Annotated in this window: 14 protein-coding genes; all 14 read left to right on the top strand. The window is 41.2% G+C overall.

What is annotated here, in order from left to right; all coding sequences use genetic code 11:
• Positions 1-408 precede the first annotated feature (408 nt).
• The 14 genes from AC4BHA_RS01585 (at position 409) to AC4BHA_RS01520 (ending at position 16,621) form a co-directional block, all read left to right on the top strand.
• Complete coding sequence (locus tag AC4BHA_RS01585) at positions 409-1,281, top strand: R2-like ligand-binding oxidase (RefSeq protein ID WP_490558050.1); 873 nt, start codon at positions 409-411, stop codon at positions 1,279-1,281.
• Between the two features lie 29 nt (positions 1,282-1,310).
• Entirely contained in the window at positions 1,311-2,828 is a 1,518-nt protein-coding gene (locus AC4BHA_RS01580; protein WP_139891861.1) for an aldehyde dehydrogenase family protein, read from the top strand.
• A gap of 35 nt (positions 2,829-2,863) precedes the next feature.
• A complete protein-coding gene (locus AC4BHA_RS01575; protein ID WP_490558049.1) occupies positions 2,864-4,066 on the top strand; it encodes an iron-containing alcohol dehydrogenase in 1,203 nt (400 codons plus the stop codon).
• A gap of 44 nt (positions 4,067-4,110) precedes the next feature.
• Complete coding sequence (locus AC4BHA_RS01570) at positions 4,111-5,628, top strand: class I adenylate-forming enzyme family protein (RefSeq protein WP_490558048.1); 1,518 nt, start codon at positions 4,111-4,113, stop codon at positions 5,626-5,628.
• 158 nt (positions 5,629-5,786) lie between these two features.
• Positions 5,787-6,599 carry a CBS domain-containing protein gene (locus AC4BHA_RS01565; protein ID WP_490558047.1) on the top strand — a complete coding sequence of 271 codons (813 nt, stop codon included), beginning with the start codon at positions 5,787-5,789 and terminating at the stop codon, positions 6,597-6,599.
• 22 nt (positions 6,600-6,621) lie between these two features.
• Positions 6,622-7,869: a sigma-54 interaction domain-containing protein gene (locus tag AC4BHA_RS01560; protein ID WP_490558046.1), complete on the top strand. Its 1,248-nt coding sequence runs from the start codon at positions 6,622-6,624 to the stop codon at positions 7,867-7,869.
• A 91-nt stretch (positions 7,870-7,960) separates the two neighbouring features.
• On the top strand, positions 7,961-9,049 hold the full coding sequence (locus tag AC4BHA_RS01555; protein ID WP_490558045.1) for a CaiB/BaiF CoA transferase family protein: 1,089 nt from the start codon (positions 7,961-7,963) through the stop codon (positions 9,047-9,049).
• Positions 9,050-9,313: 264 nt separating this feature from the next.
• Positions 9,314-10,450 (top strand): acyl-CoA dehydrogenase family protein, encoded by a 1,137-nt coding sequence (locus AC4BHA_RS01550; protein WP_490558044.1) that lies wholly within the window; start codon positions 9,314-9,316, stop codon positions 10,448-10,450.
• Between the two features lie 13 nt (positions 10,451-10,463).
• Positions 10,464-11,615, top strand: coding sequence for a thiolase family protein (locus AC4BHA_RS01545; RefSeq protein WP_490558043.1), 1,152 nt, complete (start codon positions 10,464-10,466; stop codon positions 11,613-11,615).
• A 48-nt stretch (positions 11,616-11,663) separates the two neighbouring features.
• Positions 11,664-12,434, top strand: a complete 771-nt coding sequence (locus tag AC4BHA_RS01540; protein WP_490558042.1) for a 3-hydroxyacyl-CoA dehydrogenase — start codon at positions 11,664-11,666, stop codon at positions 12,432-12,434.
• 22 nt (positions 12,435-12,456) lie between these two features.
• The gene (locus AC4BHA_RS01535; RefSeq protein ID WP_490558041.1) at positions 12,457-13,239 is read left to right on the top strand and encodes an enoyl-CoA hydratase; all 783 of its coding nucleotides are present in this window, start codon (positions 12,457-12,459) and stop codon (positions 13,237-13,239) included.
• A 47-nt stretch (positions 13,240-13,286) separates the two neighbouring features.
• Positions 13,287-14,069, top strand: coding sequence for an enoyl-CoA hydratase/isomerase family protein (locus AC4BHA_RS01530; protein ID WP_490558040.1), 783 nt, complete (start codon positions 13,287-13,289; stop codon positions 14,067-14,069).
• 150 nt (positions 14,070-14,219) lie between these two features.
• Entirely contained in the window at positions 14,220-15,395 is a 1,176-nt protein-coding gene (locus AC4BHA_RS01525; RefSeq protein ID WP_148629774.1) for an acyl-CoA dehydrogenase family protein, read from the top strand.
• 32 nt (positions 15,396-15,427) lie between these two features.
• The gene (locus tag AC4BHA_RS01520; protein WP_140461519.1) at positions 15,428-16,621 is read left to right on the top strand and encodes a thiolase family protein; all 1,194 of its coding nucleotides are present in this window, start codon (positions 15,428-15,430) and stop codon (positions 16,619-16,621) included.
• The last annotated feature ends 3 nt before the right edge of the window (positions 16,622-16,624 follow it).

Below are 16,624 nucleotides of genomic sequence, written 5' to 3'. Positions count from 1 at the left end.
ATAATAGTTTCAAAATTAAATCCTATGAATAGAAGTGTGGAAATTGATGATAGATTTATTCTATCTTTTTTTAGTTAGCTTACAAATTACAACATATTATGTATAGGTTTTAAGTTACAGTTTAAGTAAAGAAGTTCCGTCTGCAGGTCAAAAAGCCTATGATTGATATTCAAACAGCAAGGAAAAAAGGTTGTTTGGAAATCAATCATTTCTACATAAAAGCCATACTATTTTCCTGATTCTCACATGGATGGTGTGTTGGCACGGAACTTGCAATTAGTTAAGTGATGGCTGTTCCAAATGGATGCAATTTAATGTAAGCGCTTTATTAATGTGGGGAGGAGGGAATACATACGAAAAGCATCCATGAAAAAATAAAAGTTAATTATTCTAAAAGGAGGGATATGAATGCGCGAATATGTAACTACCAAACAAATGATCAAAAAGGATTCACTTCCGTATAAGCTGTACCAAAAGGCAAAAAGACATGGGATTTGGAATCCGGTTGATATTGACTTTAGCCAGGATAAAGAAGATTGGAAGAAGCTAAGTCCTGATCAGCAGCAGGAAGTTCTGATTCAATTTGCACAGTTTATTGGCGGAGAGGAAGCTGTCTCGGAGGATATCCTGCCGATGATTATGGCTGTTTCTAAAAAAGGATGGTTTGAAGAGGAATCCTACCTATCTACATTTTTATTTGAAGAAGCTAAGCATGCGGAGTTCTTTAGTTTATTTTTAGAAGAAATAGGCGTGACTGAGGATCTCAGCCATCTCCTGACATCCGGGCACAGGAAATTATTTGACGATGTCCTCCCTAAGACAATGAATAGATTACTCGTAGATCAGTCACCTGAAGCAATGCTGGATGCTGCGGTCACATACAATATCTTTGCTGAAGGTGTATTGGCGGAAACGGGATATTGGTTCTTCTATGAAGCTTTATCAAAAGCGAATTTGTTCCCTGGATTTATTGAAGGAATACGGAATGTAAAGAGGGACGAAGGACGCCATATTGGATTTGGCACATTCCTTATTCAGCGCTTGATTCATGAAAAGCCCGAGTTATTTGATCGTGTCCAAGTAAGACTCCAGGAGTTGCTTCCAATTGCCTATGAGCTGACAACCAGGGAAGATGGGGAAAAAGTGACAAGTCTCGGTATCAAGGAAGGAAAAGCAATGGAATATGCGCTAAAACAATTGAGTGCTCGGATTGAGGTACTATCACGTGCCCAGGAGAAAACGCTGGAAGAAATTCATGAAACTGAAGTTATTTTTGAGTAAGAAAATAGGTAGAAAAGGGAGGATATAGGATGAGTACAGACGTGAAGGTTCAGGAATTTGCACAATTTATTGGTGGAGAATGGACACCAGGCTCTACGGGAGAAATGTTCGATGTCATAAATCCAGCTACATCCGAAGTAATTGCTAAAGTCCCTAAAGGTACAAAAGATGACGTGAATAAAGCTGTCCTAAATGCAAAAGAAGTTTTTGAATCAGGTATATGGTCAAGGAAAACACAAGCAGAGAGAGCGCAAATTATGATGCGTTTTGCCGGTAAAATCAAGGATTATGCACAGGAGTTAATCTATTTGGAGGGAATCAGTACGGGAGCCACCCTGCGTAAAATTGGCGGGGCAGATATTATGCAGCTTATCCTCTCTCTCCAGCAAACAGCCAGCATGTCTCTTGAATATGAGTTTGTGGAGGCATTGCCTGTAAAGCAAATGTTCGGAGCAAACAGAGCCCAGTTAGTTCGGGAACCATTAGGGGTCGTAGCAGCTATTACACCGTTTAATTTTCCTCTTGTATTGGCAATGTGGAAGGTTGCACCTGCAATTGCCATGGGGAATTCCATTATCGTTAAGCCAGCATCAGATACTCCGCTTGGCACATTGAAATTAGCAGAGATTGCTGTCGAAGCAGGTCTTCCTAAAGGAGTTTTCAATGTCATTACCGGATCAGGTTCAGAGGTAGGAGAGGCGCTTGTGACACATCTGGATGTGGAGAAGATTGCGTTCACAGGTTCAACTGAAACAGGAAAGAAAATCATGGAGTTAGCCTCTTCAGGTGTGAAAAAAGTTACGCTCGAGCTTGGCGGGAAGGCACCGGCAATTGTACTTCCAGATGCTGATTTAGAAGTGGCTATACCAGGTATTTTGCTTGGCGTATTTTTCCACGCTGGTCAAGTTTGTGAAGCAAGTACGCGTGTCCTTGTTCATGAATCCATGTATGATACTGTCGTTGAACAGTTAGTTGCAATGAGTGCAAAAATTAAACTGGGTCATCCGCTTGATCCAAATACAGGTATGGGTCCGGTTATTTCAGAAATACAAATGAATAAAATTTTGGGCTATATAGACTCCGGTTTAGAAGAAGGAGCACGTCTTGTTTGTGGTGGTAAAAAAGCAGAAGGACCGGGACTTGATCAAGGATATTTTATTGAGCCTACTATTTTTGCAGATGTCACAAATGATATGAAAATAGCTCGGGAAGAAATCTTTGGACCAGTTCTGTGTGTGATGAAGTATTCAACAGTGGAAGAAGCTATTGAAATCGCAAATGATACGATTTATGGATTAACAGCAGGAGTATGGTCACGTGATGTCGTAAAAGCAAACGAAATTGCCACGCAGCTTAGGGCAGGGACAATTTGGATTAATGAATGGCACGCATTCAGAAATGATGCCCCATTCGGCGGTTATAAACAAAGCGGGCTTGGACGTGAATTGGGAAGTCAGGTTTTCAATGAGTATACAGAGCTGAAAAGTATCATAACCGCACTTACAAATGAAAATGAACAACGGGCAGCTTTAGGGCTGATATTCTAGCATTCTTTTAAAACTAATAGGAATGGGGAGATAAGATGAAGGTTACTTCGTATTATGAATTTATCCATCGATCAATCATTAAGAATGGAGCAGGGTCGCATATACTTATTCCAGACTTAATTCAGTCATTGGGTGGTAAACGTCCGGTTTTATTTTCCGATAAAGGGTTAACCCAGGCTGGACTGACGAAAAAAATACAGCGTTTATTTGAAATGGTGCCTGGCATACAGCTGGCGGGAGTATTTGACGATGTTACTCAGGATGCTAAATCTTCCAATATTAATAATGGTCTGCACTATTTTAAACAATGTAATGGAGACTCTATTATTGCCATCGGTGGTGGTTCGGTCATGGACACGGCGAAAACAATCAAATGGTGTCTTCATAAAAAAGTGGACAAAATTGAACATGCCTTGAATGGAAATGTCATAGAAGTTTGGCCAGAGGCTCAGCATATGGGCATACCTCATATTTCAATTGCGACAACAGCTGGAACAGGCGCCGAAATATCGGGTATTTCGGTTGTTTATAATGAACAATTAGGAGTGAAGTGTAATTTGCTCCATCCATTTATCAATTCAGATATCGCGATTCTTGATCCTGAGTTAACCGTCGGCTTACCGGCTAAAGTTACTGCTTTTACTGGATTGGATGCCTTGACTCATGCTGTGGAAGGGTATTTTTCCAATAACTCAAATACTATGGGAGATGCATTTGCACTCCATTCTGCTAAACTAATTCGAGCCAATTTGGAAACAGCTGTACATGAAGGGAACAATATTGCAGCGCGCGCCAATATGCTCCAGGCGAGCGCTATGGCTATAACAAGTTTTGTCTTAGCTTTTGCCGAAATGCCTATCCATAATATGGCCCATGCCCTGGGTGCAAAGTATGGAATTCCACATGGTCTGGCTAATGCAGTTTTAATGCCGAGTGTTATGAAAAACCTAGCTCCACTTTATATACCTAAGATTAAAGAATTTGCTCAGGCACTTGGTATTAAGGATATTGCTAATACTGAGGAAGAGTGTTTGCAGCAATGTATTGATGAAATTGTCGCTCTTCGTAGAGCTGTAAACTTACCGGATGATTTTTCGGAATTTAACATAAACTCTGCAGAGATACCGGAGCTTATATCAGCTATTCAAAATGATCCATCCGGTCAGACATATCGTATACCGAATGAAGTCATTGAGCAGGTTTGCCGAGAGGTTTTAGGCACAAAAGTAAGTGTTTAATAGGCGGAAATATAGATTCTATATTTTAAGGAGGTAGTTAATTTTTGAATATTGTTGAACTGCTAACGTCCACTGTGTCGCGTTTGCCCAATCAGCCCGCTATTCATTACCGGGAACAAGTGATGACTTATCAAGAGCTGAGAGATCAAATTTTCAGTGTTGCAGCCGGGTTAAAAAATAAAGGCATTACTCAGGAGACAAAAGTAGCGTTGATGATGACCAATCGACCGGAATATATCATTACGTATTTTGCTATATTAGCAACTGGTGCAACAGTCGTACCCATTAACCCTACCTTTAAAGAAAAAGAAACAACCTATATTATTAATGATTCGGAATCGGAATATTTAATTACGGAAGTTGCTGCATCCGCTGTCATTCAAAACTCTATGAATGACTTTAAACAGATGAAAGAAATCTATTATTTTGGAGAAGAGGAAAATCATCCATTTACTGACTGGCAGGAATTGCAGTCTCTATCTCCTATCAGCAAGGTGGCCCCTGTTCATGCGGAGGATGTCGCGCAAATCATTTATACATCCGGGACAACCGGTAATCCAAAGGGAGCCATGATTACACATGCCAACTTGAATTGGATGACAATTACGGCAGCCGTCATTAATCAATTAACGCCAAAAGACAGGGTCCTTTGTGTATTGCCTCTTTTTCATGCTTATGCCAAATTACAAGGATTCCTAGCGCCGATTGCCCACGGAAGTACGATTTATTTAGAGGAACGTTTTCATCCTGTTGATACACTTGAAAAGATATCAAACTATCAAATCTCGATATTCTTGGGCGTCCCAACTATGTATGCTTTCTTTCTTCAAAATCCAGCCATTTCAGATTTAGACTTTTCTCATCTTCGGACAGCTGGTTGTGGTGGTGCGAGTTTGCCTGCTGAGATCCTCCATAAGACCAATCAAACACTTGGTGTAGAAATATCAGAAGGATATGGTCTGACAGAAAGTACAGTTATGCTAATGACCACACCTCGAGATATGGCTAAAAAATTGAATTCTGTTGGAGTGCCTATTCCTGGCGTCGATTTGAAAATTGTTGACCCGGAAGGTGAGGAAGTAGAGTCTCACGCGGTAGGGGAAATTATTTTCAGAGGACCGAACATGATGAAGGGCTACTATAAGAAGGAAGATGATACGATTAACACGATTAAAGATGGATGGTTATATACTGGTGATTTGGCCTATTATGATGAAGATGGATACCATTTTATTGTGGACCGGAAGAAGGACATGATCATCAGAGGTGGCTTTAATATTTACCCGCGTGAGTTAGAGGAAGTATTGTACACGCACCCTGATATTTTGGAGTGTTCCGTTATTGGCAGGCCTGATCCGGTCTTTGGCGAAAAAACGGTGGCCTATGTAGCAAAGAAAAAACCAGAGTTACAGGAAGAAGAGGTAGTTTCCTATTGTAAAGAGAGACTGGCAGAGTATAAGGTTCCTGATTATATTTGTTTTATTGACCAACTACCGAAATCAGGAACAGGAAAAATGCTAAAAACTGTTTTAAAAGATTACGATAAAAATACTATTAAATAATAAATGATTTCAGTGGGGCAAAATCCTGATTCTTAAACGAGAAGGATTTTGCCGATTTTTATTCCCTTCCTATATTTAGAGGAGTTTTACACGTATTTGTGGAAAACGTATATAGAATCTAAAAGGGGGAGAAAACTATAAAGCCCGTTAAAGAAATTATGAGTCCGCTCGAACATTGTTTATCACCAACGAACACATTGATGGAAGCGCTATCTATCATGTACAAGCAAAAGTGGAATACAATCCCGGTGACAAACAGTTCAGGTAAACTGATTGGCGTATTTACAAGAAGTTCATTGTACCAAATGATTCTGACTGATGTTTCAAAAGATACGACAATCAGTGAGTATATCAAAAAAGATGTAGGAACGGTTTTGGAGGATGTGAATGCTGAACTATTGGAAAAGTTAATATCAAAAAGCAGGGTTGGCACGGGGATTGTTGTGAACAAACAGGGTGCACCTGTAGGTATTTTTACAAAAACAAATGCGGTTATGAATTACGTGAGAGAAACGAAATTATTAAAAGAACAGCTTGAAAAAGTTTTACAAACATCCAATTTGGGAGCCATTATGACAGATGGAAAAAATCAAATTATCTTTGTGAATGAAAAAATCACTGAGATGATTGGAATCCCTTATTCATCACTCATCAATGAGAACCTCGAGATTTATATCCCTCAATTAGATCACTTTTCCGAGAAAATGGAAGCTCATTTTCCAATGGTTTTTCAATCCGAACATTATATGGTACGTCTGTCGAAGTATGATTTAGAAAATGGTAAACAGGGGTATATCACACTTTTTCAAAATGTATCTGAATTAGAGAATTTAACAAGAGAATTAAAATTTCAAAAGAAATGGAAAACACTTTTGCAATCAGTTATCCATAATGCTTATGATGGCCTCGTCATGATTAATGAAAACGAAGAAGTTACTTTTATCAGCCCCTCGTTAATTGAGCTGTTTTGATCTTTATGAACAGCAATTGGATATGAGGGAAATCGAATCGGTTTTACCACATCTTCATTTGCCGCATGTGATGAAAACGGGTGTAGCGGAAGTAAGTGAGTTTATGCAGGTTAAAGGAATAGACTATATCGTTCACCGTATACCCGTTTATCAGGATGAGCAAATTATCGGTGCCATTGGTAAAATCGTTTATCGCCAACTGCACGAAGTCCGTGAGTTATTCAAAAGTGCAGAGATAAATGATAGGAAGAATCTGAATCCTACCAAGCTTGAGAAATCAAGATTTACTTTTGATCAAATCCTGTCACACGATAAGCAAATGGATAAGCTTATGAGGAGTGGGATGAAAGCAGCCAAGGTAAAGACCACGGTATTAATTTTTGGGGAAAGCGGAACAGGTAAAGAGTTGTTTGCCCATGCCATCCATAGTGCCAGTCCATTTGGAAAGGGTCCGTTTATTACGGTGAACTGCGCAGCTATACCAGAGCATTTATTGGAGTCAGAGTTTTTTGGATATGAAGAAGGCGCTTTTACAGGCGCTAAACATAAAGGGAAGATCGGCAAATTTGATATGGCTAATGGTGGCACACTTTTTCTCGATGAGATTGGGGATATGTCCTTACCCATTCAGGCCAAGCTGCTTCGTGTCCTGCAAGAAAGAGAGTTTTACAGAGTAGGCGGAACAGAACGGATCAGTGTAAATGTCCGAATCATTGCCGCTACCAATCGTCCCTTGGAAAAAATGGTTGCTGAAGGGGAATTTAGGGAGGATTTATTTTACCGCTTGAATGTCATATCCTTCGAGATTCCTCCGTTAAGGCGGAGAAAAAAGGATATTCTCCTCCTAAGCGAAGCTTTTATTAAAGAATTTAATAAACAAAACGGGACAAGTATTACAGGGTGGAACCCATTGTTCGAGAAAGCAATATTGGAGTATGACTGGCCCGGAAATATCCGGGAATTGCGGAATGTTTGGGAGAGAGCCATGATTTTTGCAGAGGATGGCAAAGTCGGCCTAGAGGACATTCCAGAATATATTCTGCAGAAAGTTGGCTATGATTTTTTCTTGAATGAAGAGGAGGAAGATGAAACACAGCCTTTATTAGAGAAAGCGGAGCAGATGGCCATACAAAAAGCATTGGAAATGTCAGGAGGGAATAAAAGTAAGGCCTGTCTTCTGCTTGGAATCAGCCGATCTGTATTGTATGACAAGCTAAAGAAGTATGATTGGTTACTGCCTGAATCTTCCCACTTAAAACAGCAGAAATGAAGGTGTTTGAAAATCAGACATTCTTTATGGATGGGATAAATTCTATATTTTAACAGGATATGAATTAGGTGAATTTAAGGAGGAAGCGTACATGCTTAAGGGAATTAAAGTAGTTGATTTCACCCAAAACTTGCCCGGACCCTATGCAACCCTGCGGCTGGCAGATTTAGGAGCAGAAGTCATTAAAATAGAGCCTCCAACTGGAGATCATGCGCGTATGCCATTGGAGGATGATCAAAAAGAAAATTATCTTTTCCGGTGTATGAACCGAAATAAAAATAGCTTGGCCCTGGATTTGAAAAACGAAGCGGACAAAGAATTGGCGATTGAGTTGATCCGTAATTCAGACATTTTAATTGAAAGCTACCGTCCTGGTGTAATGGCTCGCTTAGGGCTTGGATACGAAGATATAAAAGTCCTGCATCCATCGCTTATTTATTGCTCCTTATCCGGCTATGGTCAAAAAGGAACCATGCACCAACTAGGCAGCCATGATTTGAATTACATGGCTCTTAGCGGTGTATTAGCTCAGTTAAAGGATGGGAATGGCAGACCCATTCAACCGTCACTTACATTTGCTGATTTGATCGGTGGAACTTCAGCAACCGAAGCTATACTAGGTGCCCTCTTTCAAAGAGAACGATCAGGCAGTGGAAGCTATTTAGATATTGCTTTATTGGACACGACTGCTGCATTAATGAATTACCATGTGTTTATTGAATCAGCAACAGGCAGAAAAAACGGAATCCCTACTTTAAATGGTAATGTGATTTGTTATGGGATTTATGAAACCAAAGATCACAGGTATATGACGTTATGTGCGTTGGAGACAAAGTTTTGGAGAAATTTTTGCGCGGCAACAAGACAGGATGTATGGATAAATGCTCAATTTTCTAGGCCGAATAAGGAAAATGAAGTTTATCAGGAAATAGTTCAATTGTTTGCAAGTAAAACATTCGAGGAATGGATCAATTTCTCTATGGAAGTGGATTGCTGCATGGCGCCTGTTCTTGAAGCCGGTGAGCTAAGCGAACATATCTATATGAAGGACAGAAATCTAATTCACGAGAAAGATTCATATCGATATATGGTGACTGGATTTCAATCAGGAGCATTTTCAAATGAAATAATCGGTACCTATCCAAAGCTTGGCCAGCATAATCGAACCTATCAAAAATAAACGCTAGTAAACTGCTGTGTATGAATACCGGCAGTTTTTTCTTTATAGATTGATAATTAGCGTATTTTGCTAGGCGCCGTTTAAACCAACCTGCTACAGCAAGCGACAATGGACGAAACGAGACACTAATGAATGGGAAGGTGTACAGATTTCATACAACCAATCTCACAATCTGGCGGAATACCCATTTAACAAGTTGGCATGATAATTGCATGTATATAGGGTGTACAGATATAAGACTATTAAGTGAAAGGGAGTACAAATATGACTAGTTATTTAAAGGAAGAGCATCGTATTTTTCGGGAATCTGTTCGGAAATTTCTAGATAAGGAAGTGATTCCTTACTATCTTGATTGGGAGAAGGAGAAAAGCACACCTGGAGATTTGTGGGGAAAGTTAGGGGACCAAGGGTTTCTAGTACCGTGGGCAGATGAAAAATATGGTGGATTTAATGCGGATTTTGCTTATTCGGTCATTCTTGCTGAGGAGTTTGAAAGAGTCGGAAGCGGAATCGGAGGATGTGTTTTACATAATGATATTGTCGTCCCATATTTATATGAATTCGGTACAGAAGAACAAAAACAAAGATGGATTCCAAAGTGCATTACAGGTGAATATTCAACGGCCATTGCAATGACCGAGCCGGGAACGGGATCAGATTTAGGGAATTTGCAGACAAGAGCTGTTAGAGATGGGGATCACTATATTATTAATGGGCAAAAAACGTTTATATCAAATGGGCTCAGGTCCGACTTAACCATCGTAGCCTGTAAAACAAATCCAGAAGCAGGACATAAAGGAATCAGTCTCATTGTAGTCGAAAAAGAAACACCTGGATTTATACGTGGTAAAAAGCTGAATAAAATCGGTCAGCTTGCGGGTGAAACGACTGAGTTAATTTTCGAGGATGCAAGAGTACCGGTTAGTAATTTATTAGGACAAGAAAATAAAGGCTTCTATTATTTGATGGCCAAACTTCAGCAGGAGCGGTTAATGTGTGCGATTCAGGCCTTAGCAGCAGCCGAGGAATCGTTAAAAATCACGATTGATTATGTCAAACAGCGGACTGCCTTTGGTAAATCAATCAGTGAATTTCAAAATACACAATTTAAGATTGCTGAAATGGCGACTGAGGTGGAGATAGGCCGTACATTTATCGATGGTTTAATCGTGAGGCATATGGAGGGTCAGGATATTGTCACCGAGGTGAGCATGGCTAAATGGTGGATAACCGATATGGCAAAGAGATTGGTCAGCCAATGTATGCAATTGCACGGTGGTTACGGTTTTATGGAAGAATATGCGATTGCGAGAAGATATCGGGATATAGCGGTCACCTCGATATATGCAGGTACAAATGAAATTATGAAGCAAATAATCGCTAAAAAAATTGGATTATAAGGGGGAGAGTTATATGAGGGAGGCCGTAATTGTTGAAGCAGTCAGAACACCGGTAGGAAAGCGTAATGGAGTATTGAGCTCCATCCGCCCGGATGATTTGCTCGCAAACGTTTTAAAAGAAGTAGTAAACAGGGCAGGTGTTTCTTCTGATTTGATTGAGGATGTCATTATTGGGTGTGTATCCCAAGTGGAAGAACAAGGGTTAAATATTGCACGTTCAGCTGCCTTGATGGCTGATTTCCCCATTAAAGTACCTGGCACGACGATTGATCGACAATGCGGTTCCAGTCAACAAGCGGTTCATTTTGCCGCACAAGCCATTTTGAGTGGAGATATGGATATCGTTGTAGCGGGTGGAGTGGAGAGTATGTCACGAGTGCCGATGGGTTCAACAAGAAAGCATTCACAGCCTAGTGAACAGCTGTCTTCCCGTTATGAATTAATCAATCAAGGACTATCAGCAGAAAGAATTGCTGAGAAATGGGGCTTTAGCCGCAATCAACTTGATGAATTTTCTCTATTGAGTCATCAGAGAGCTATTCAAGCCCAAAATGAGGGGCGCTTTGATCGTGAAATCGTGCCAGTGGAAGTATTGGATGATTTGGGAGCAAAGACTTTAGTTACACAGGATGAAGGCCCACGTCGGGGAACGTCTCTTGAAAAGCTGGCCACTTTGCCTACAGTTTTTAGAGAAAATGGTGTGATACACGCTGGGAATGCCAGTCAAATGAGTGACGGAGCTGCAGCCCTGTTAATCATGTCTAAGGAGAAGGCGTTGGAATTAGGCTTAAAACCAAGATTTTCGATAATTGCCCGAACGATTGTAGGATCCGATCCAACCCTGATGTTAACTGGACCGATAGAGGCGACGAGAATGGCACTTGATAGAGCAGGACTGACGATACAGGATATGGATTTATATGAAGTCAATGAAGCCTTTGCACCAGTTCCGCTCTGTTGGAAGGAAGAAGTTGAAGCAAGCATGAATAAGTTAAATGTAAACGGAGGAGCGATTGCACTCGGTCATCCTCTTGGTGCAAGTGGGGCAAGGGTCATGGTTACTTTAATGCATGAACTTGAAAGAACGGGTGGACGATATGGATTACAGGCTATTTGCGAGGGTGCCGGTATGGCCAATGCAACGATTATCAAACGAATTGAATAGAACAATCAAACAGGTATGATTGAAAACTAAAAAATGGAGGTTGGTTGTATGAAGATGCAAAATATAATTGCTGTTGTAACAGGTGGAGCTTCGGGTCTGGGAGAGGCTACAGTCAAGAATATTGTGGAAAATGGCGGGAAAGTAACGATTATCGATCGCTCGGAAGATAAAGGGTTGGCATTAGCCGAATCACTCGGTCATGAAAATGTGATCTTTGTAAAAGCGGATGTAACCAGTGAGGATGAGATTCGGACTGCCATTGAGAAAAGTGTTGAAACGTTTGGGAAAATCAATACGGTCGTCAATTGTGCAGGAATTGGAGTAGGTGAAAAAGTCGTCTCTAAGGATAAAGTTCATGATCTTGGCAGATTTAAAAAAGTGATTGAGGTCAATTTGGTTGGGACATTTAATGTAATTCGTCTGGCTGCAGAACAAATGATTAAGAATGAACCTAATGAAGAAGGGGAAAGAGGTGTTGTCATTAATACAGCTTCAGTAGCAGCTTTTGATGGACAAATTGGCCAAGCAGCCTATAGTGCTTCAAAGGGTGGAATTGTTGGCATGACCTTGCCGTTGGCAAGAGATTTAGCGAGAAGCGGAGTTCGTGTTATGACGATTGCTCCGGGTTTGATTGACACACCTTTGTTTGGGGGATTACCAGGGCAGGCCAGGATGGCTCTCGGTGCGATGGTACCATTCCCGCCAAGGCTCGGATATCCCTCAGAATATGCCATGCTCGTCAAAAGTATTATTGAAAATCCAATGCTGAATGGAGAAACAATTCGCCTGGATGGGGCAATTCGTATGCAGCCAAAATAATAGATTAAGAGGAGGTAGTGCTATGTATTCATTGCTGCGTGTTGAAAAAGAGAATAATGTCGCAACGGTCGTTATTAATAATCCACCGATGAATGTTCTGAGTGAACTACTGGCAAGTGAGCTTTGTGATGCCTTTACTGAACTGAGAGATGACAATTCAGTGGTCACGGTTATTTTAACAGGGGAAGGAGACCGGGCATTTATGGCGGGAGCAGATATTAAGGAGTTCCCCAACATGATTAACCAAAGCACCGAAGCCAAAGTACAGCCCAGTAAGAAAAATGAGGTTTTTCAATTGATATCCGATTTTCCAAAGCCTACTATTGCCTATTTAAATGGAATAACACTGGGCGGTGGATTTGAACTTGCACTTGTCTGTGATCTGCGTATTGCCAAGGAGACGGCCCAACTTGGCTTGCCTGAAGTGAAGCTCGGCCTATTTCCAGGTGGAGGGGGAACGCAAAGGCTGCCCCGTTTAATCGGTTCAGCTAAAGCAAAAGAGCTGATGTTTACAGGCGATTCGATAACGGCTGAAGAAGCGCTTCAGCTCGGGATCATTAATCAAATTGCTACAGAAGAAGAAGAGATTGAAGCTGCCCGAAAACTGGCCCGAAAAATCAGCAGGCATTCTCTTCAGGCTTTAAGAAGAATCAAGCAGGCAGTCAATGAGGGAACAGACGGCCATTTACAGGATGGGCTCGAATTGGAATCAAACCTGTTCCAGGAAATCTTTACAACGGAGGATATGAAAGAGGGAGTCACTGCATTCCTTGAAAAACGCCGTCCGGTATTTACTCATCAATAAGCATTTACGTGTTTGCTATTGGGAAGAAGTCTGGGGGAATCATCTGTATGAACTATGTTGAATGGAAACGGGTCGGTGTGGAGGGGCAAATAGCCGAAATACGATTAAATAGACCCAAAGCGCTTAATGCCTTTGATACAGAGATGGCTAAAGAAATTCTTGCTGTGACTCAAATCATTTCTGAAAGTGAAGCAAGAGCGGTTTTAATCACATCGTCCAATAAGAAAGCTTTTTGTACGGGAGCAGATTTGAAGGAGCGCAATGAGCTGAATGAGGAAGAGTGGAAAAATCAGCACCAGCTATTTCGGGAAATGTTCACTGCTATAGCATCTCTTAAGCAACCGGTTATCGCGGTAGTGGATGGGTATGCATTGGCTGGAGGTTTTGAACTCGTTTTGAATTGTGATTTTTTAATTGCGGCAGATACGGCACAGTTTGGATTGCCAGAAGTGACGCGTGGAATTATGCCTGGGTGTGGCGGAACGAGATTGCTATCAAAGCGAATACCGGTTCACCGTGCAAAGGAATGGATATGTACAGGACGGATTGTGTCGGCTTTAGAAGCGGAAAAGGATGGATTATTGAACAGGATGACCAGTTCTGCTGAATTATATGAATCAGCACTCGAATTTGCTGGGGGTATTGCCCGTAATGCCCCTATAGCTGTCCAGCAAGCAAAAGCAGCAATAGATTCCTTGTTTGTATTAAAGAATAATGAAGCAAAAATTATAGAACAAGAGTACTATAACCGATGTTTATCAACCTCGGATCGACTTGAGGGAGTAAGAGCATTCGTCGAGAAACGGTCGCCTAAGTTTATCGGTAAGTAAAATCAGGAGAGCCTGTCATTATTAAAATATGTTTCCGGTGAGCTACCTTTAAGCAAACATTAATAAATTGTATAAACAGGAGCACTTATTCTAATTTTTTCTCTTGGTTAGACGTGTTAAGTAAACAATAGGTGATAGGAGGTGAGATTGGTGAAATCTGTTCCGCTGGAAAAAACAATCCAATTTAATAAAGAGCTGCGTCACAGTGTACGAAGAGTATGTCAACGATTCTCCGGCTCTTATTGGAGAGAGCTAGACATGAAAAATGCATACCCTGAAGAGTTTGTAAATGAAATAACGAGAAATGGTTTTCTATCAGCTTTGATCCCAGAAGAGTATGGTGGTTCTGGATTAGGTATTGCGGAGGCTTCTATTATTCTTGAAGAAATTAATCGAAGCGGAGGCAACGCTGGTGCCTGTCACGCTCAAATGTACATAATGGGGACGTTAGCCCGGCATGGAAACCAGCAACAAAAGTCAAACTATTTACCTCGTATCGCTGACGGTACATTACGATTGCAGGCTTTTGGAGTCACAGAACCAACGACAGGAACCGATACGACTAAATTACGGACCTTTGCAGAAAGAAGAGGAGATCATTATGTCGTGAATGGTCAGAAAGTCTTTATTTCAAGAACAGAGCATTCTGATTTAATGATGCTGCTAGTGAGGACTACGCCAGTCAGTCAAATTAAGAAAAAAACGGAAGGATTATCTGTTCTGCTTGTTGATTTGAAGGAAGCAATAAACAATGGTATTACCATCCGTCCCATTCAGACGATGATGAACCATTCTACCACTGAATTATTTATCGAAAATTTAAAGGTACCAGCCGAAAATTTGATTGGTGAAGAAGGAAAAGGTTTTTCCTATATTTTAGATGGTATGAATGCAGAACGAATATTAATTGCGGCCGAATGTATAGGGGATGGACGATGGTTTATAGAGAAAGCAACTCAATATGCAAACGAAAGAGTCGTTTTTGATCGGCAAATTGGGGAAAATCAAGGAATTCAATTCCCGTTGGCGAAGGCACATATCCAAATAGAGGCAGCGGACTTAATGCGTAAGGAGGCATCAAGGCTATTTGATCTAGGTATAAAATGTGGGGCTGAGGCGAATATGTCAAAATTGCTTGCCGCTGATGCGTCTTGGGATGCTGCTAACACAGCACTGCAAACGTTTGGAGGATTTGGTTTTGCGGCTGAATATGATGTAGAAAGGAAATTCAGAGAAACACGCCTTTATCAAGTGGCACCAATTTCAACCAATATGATTCTTTCTTATGTAGCGGAGCATGTCTTAGGTTTGCCTAAGTCTTACTAGTATGATACTCAAGGTTGATGGGAGGATGTAGTATGAGAAATGCGGTGATTGTTGAGGCTGTTCGGACGGCGGTTGGCAAGATAGGCGGATCGTTAAAAAATGAGGAAGTGGATTATCTTGCTTCTGCCACCATAAACGGATTGATTGAACGCACAGGAGTACAGAAAGATGAGATTGATGAAGTCATTATCGGTCAGGCGAAACAAAGCACAGATCAGCCCAACCTGGCAAGATTAGCTTTATTGCGTGCCGGACTTGCAATAGAAACACCGGGTTATACGGTCCATCGCCAATGCGGATCAGGAGTGCAGGCTATTCATAATGGTGTCCAGCAAATCATGTGCGGTTTATCGGACATAGTAATTGCCGGTGGTGCTGAAAGTATGAGTCAGGCACCATTCTATTTACGTAATGCTCGTTATGGGTTTGGCACAGGTAATACGGAAATCCTTGATTCCAATACGGAAAGTCAGCCGCGTGCACAACCAATCGAGACATACGGTCATTTAACCATGGGGATGACAGCAGAAAACCTTGCCGAAAAATATTCAATCACCAGAGAAGAGCAGGATGAATATGCGCTTTTAAGTCAAGAAAAGGCTGAACGTGCTATTTCTTCTGGCCTGTTTAATGATCAGATCATTCCATATCAGATAAAGACGAAGAAAGGGACAGAAATATTTAAAGTGGATGAACATCCAAGAAAAACGAGTATGGAGCAATTGGCGCGGCTTAAACCTGTTTTTAAGAAAAATGGGACTGTAACGGCAGGGAATTCAAGCGGACGGAATGATGGCGCGGGGTTGGTTATGCTAATGGCAGAAGAAACAGCTATTCAAAAGGGCTATAAATGTAAAGCAAAAATCATTGCTCAGGCAGTTGCCGGTGTTTCTCCAGATATTATGGGAATCGGTCCTGCACCAGCTACGAGAAAAGCACTGAAGCTAGCCGGATTGAAGTTAGAGGATATAGGGCTGATAGAATTAAACGAAGCATTCGCTGCTCAAACCTTAGCTGTGATTAAAGAAATGGATTTGGATACGAAACGATTGAATGTAAATGGCGGAGCGATTGCGCTTGGCCATCCAATCGGAGGTACTGGAGGTATTTTAATGACCAAGCTTATTCATGAAATGGAGCGCAGGGGAGAAAAATATGGATTGGTCACCTTTTGCATCGGCGGAGGTTTGGGAATATCCTCCATTGTTGAGAATCTCCAGGTTTAGGCC

It is taken from the genome of Pradoshia sp. Z3_51, from assembly GCF_058215915.1.
This window is presented reverse-complemented; position numbering and strand designations above follow the sequence as displayed.

Excerpts from the sequence above, each read along its gene's own strand:
- AC4BHA_RS01585 (WP_490558050.1), top strand. The coding sequence starts at position 409 with ATGCGCGAATATGTAACTACCAAACAAATGATCAAAAAGGATTCACTT.
- AC4BHA_RS01580 (WP_139891861.1), top strand. The coding sequence starts at position 1,311 with ATGAGTACAGACGTGAAGGTTCAGGAATTTGCACAATTTATTGGTGGA.
- AC4BHA_RS01575 (WP_490558049.1), top strand. The coding sequence starts at position 2,864 with ATGAAGGTTACTTCGTATTATGAATTTATCCATCGATCAATCATTAAG.
- AC4BHA_RS01565 (WP_490558047.1), top strand. The coding sequence starts at position 5,787 with ATGAGTCCGCTCGAACATTGTTTATCACCAACGAACACATTGATGGAA.
- AC4BHA_RS01560 (WP_490558046.1), top strand. The coding sequence starts at position 6,622 with ATGAGGGAAATCGAATCGGTTTTACCACATCTTCATTTGCCGCATGTG.
- AC4BHA_RS01555 (WP_490558045.1), top strand. The coding sequence starts at position 7,961 with ATGCTTAAGGGAATTAAAGTAGTTGATTTCACCCAAAACTTGCCCGGA.
- AC4BHA_RS01550 (WP_490558044.1), top strand. The coding sequence starts at position 9,314 with ATGACTAGTTATTTAAAGGAAGAGCATCGTATTTTTCGGGAATCTGTT.
- AC4BHA_RS01545 (WP_490558043.1), top strand. The coding sequence starts at position 10,464 with ATGAGGGAGGCCGTAATTGTTGAAGCAGTCAGAACACCGGTAGGAAAG.
- AC4BHA_RS01540 (WP_490558042.1), top strand. The coding sequence starts at position 11,664 with ATGAAGATGCAAAATATAATTGCTGTTGTAACAGGTGGAGCTTCGGGT.
- AC4BHA_RS01535 (WP_490558041.1), top strand. The coding sequence starts at position 12,457 with ATGTATTCATTGCTGCGTGTTGAAAAAGAGAATAATGTCGCAACGGTC.
- AC4BHA_RS01530 (WP_490558040.1), top strand. The coding sequence starts at position 13,287 with ATGAACTATGTTGAATGGAAACGGGTCGGTGTGGAGGGGCAAATAGCC.
- AC4BHA_RS01520 (WP_140461519.1), top strand. The coding sequence starts at position 15,428 with ATGAGAAATGCGGTGATTGTTGAGGCTGTTCGGACGGCGGTTGGCAAG.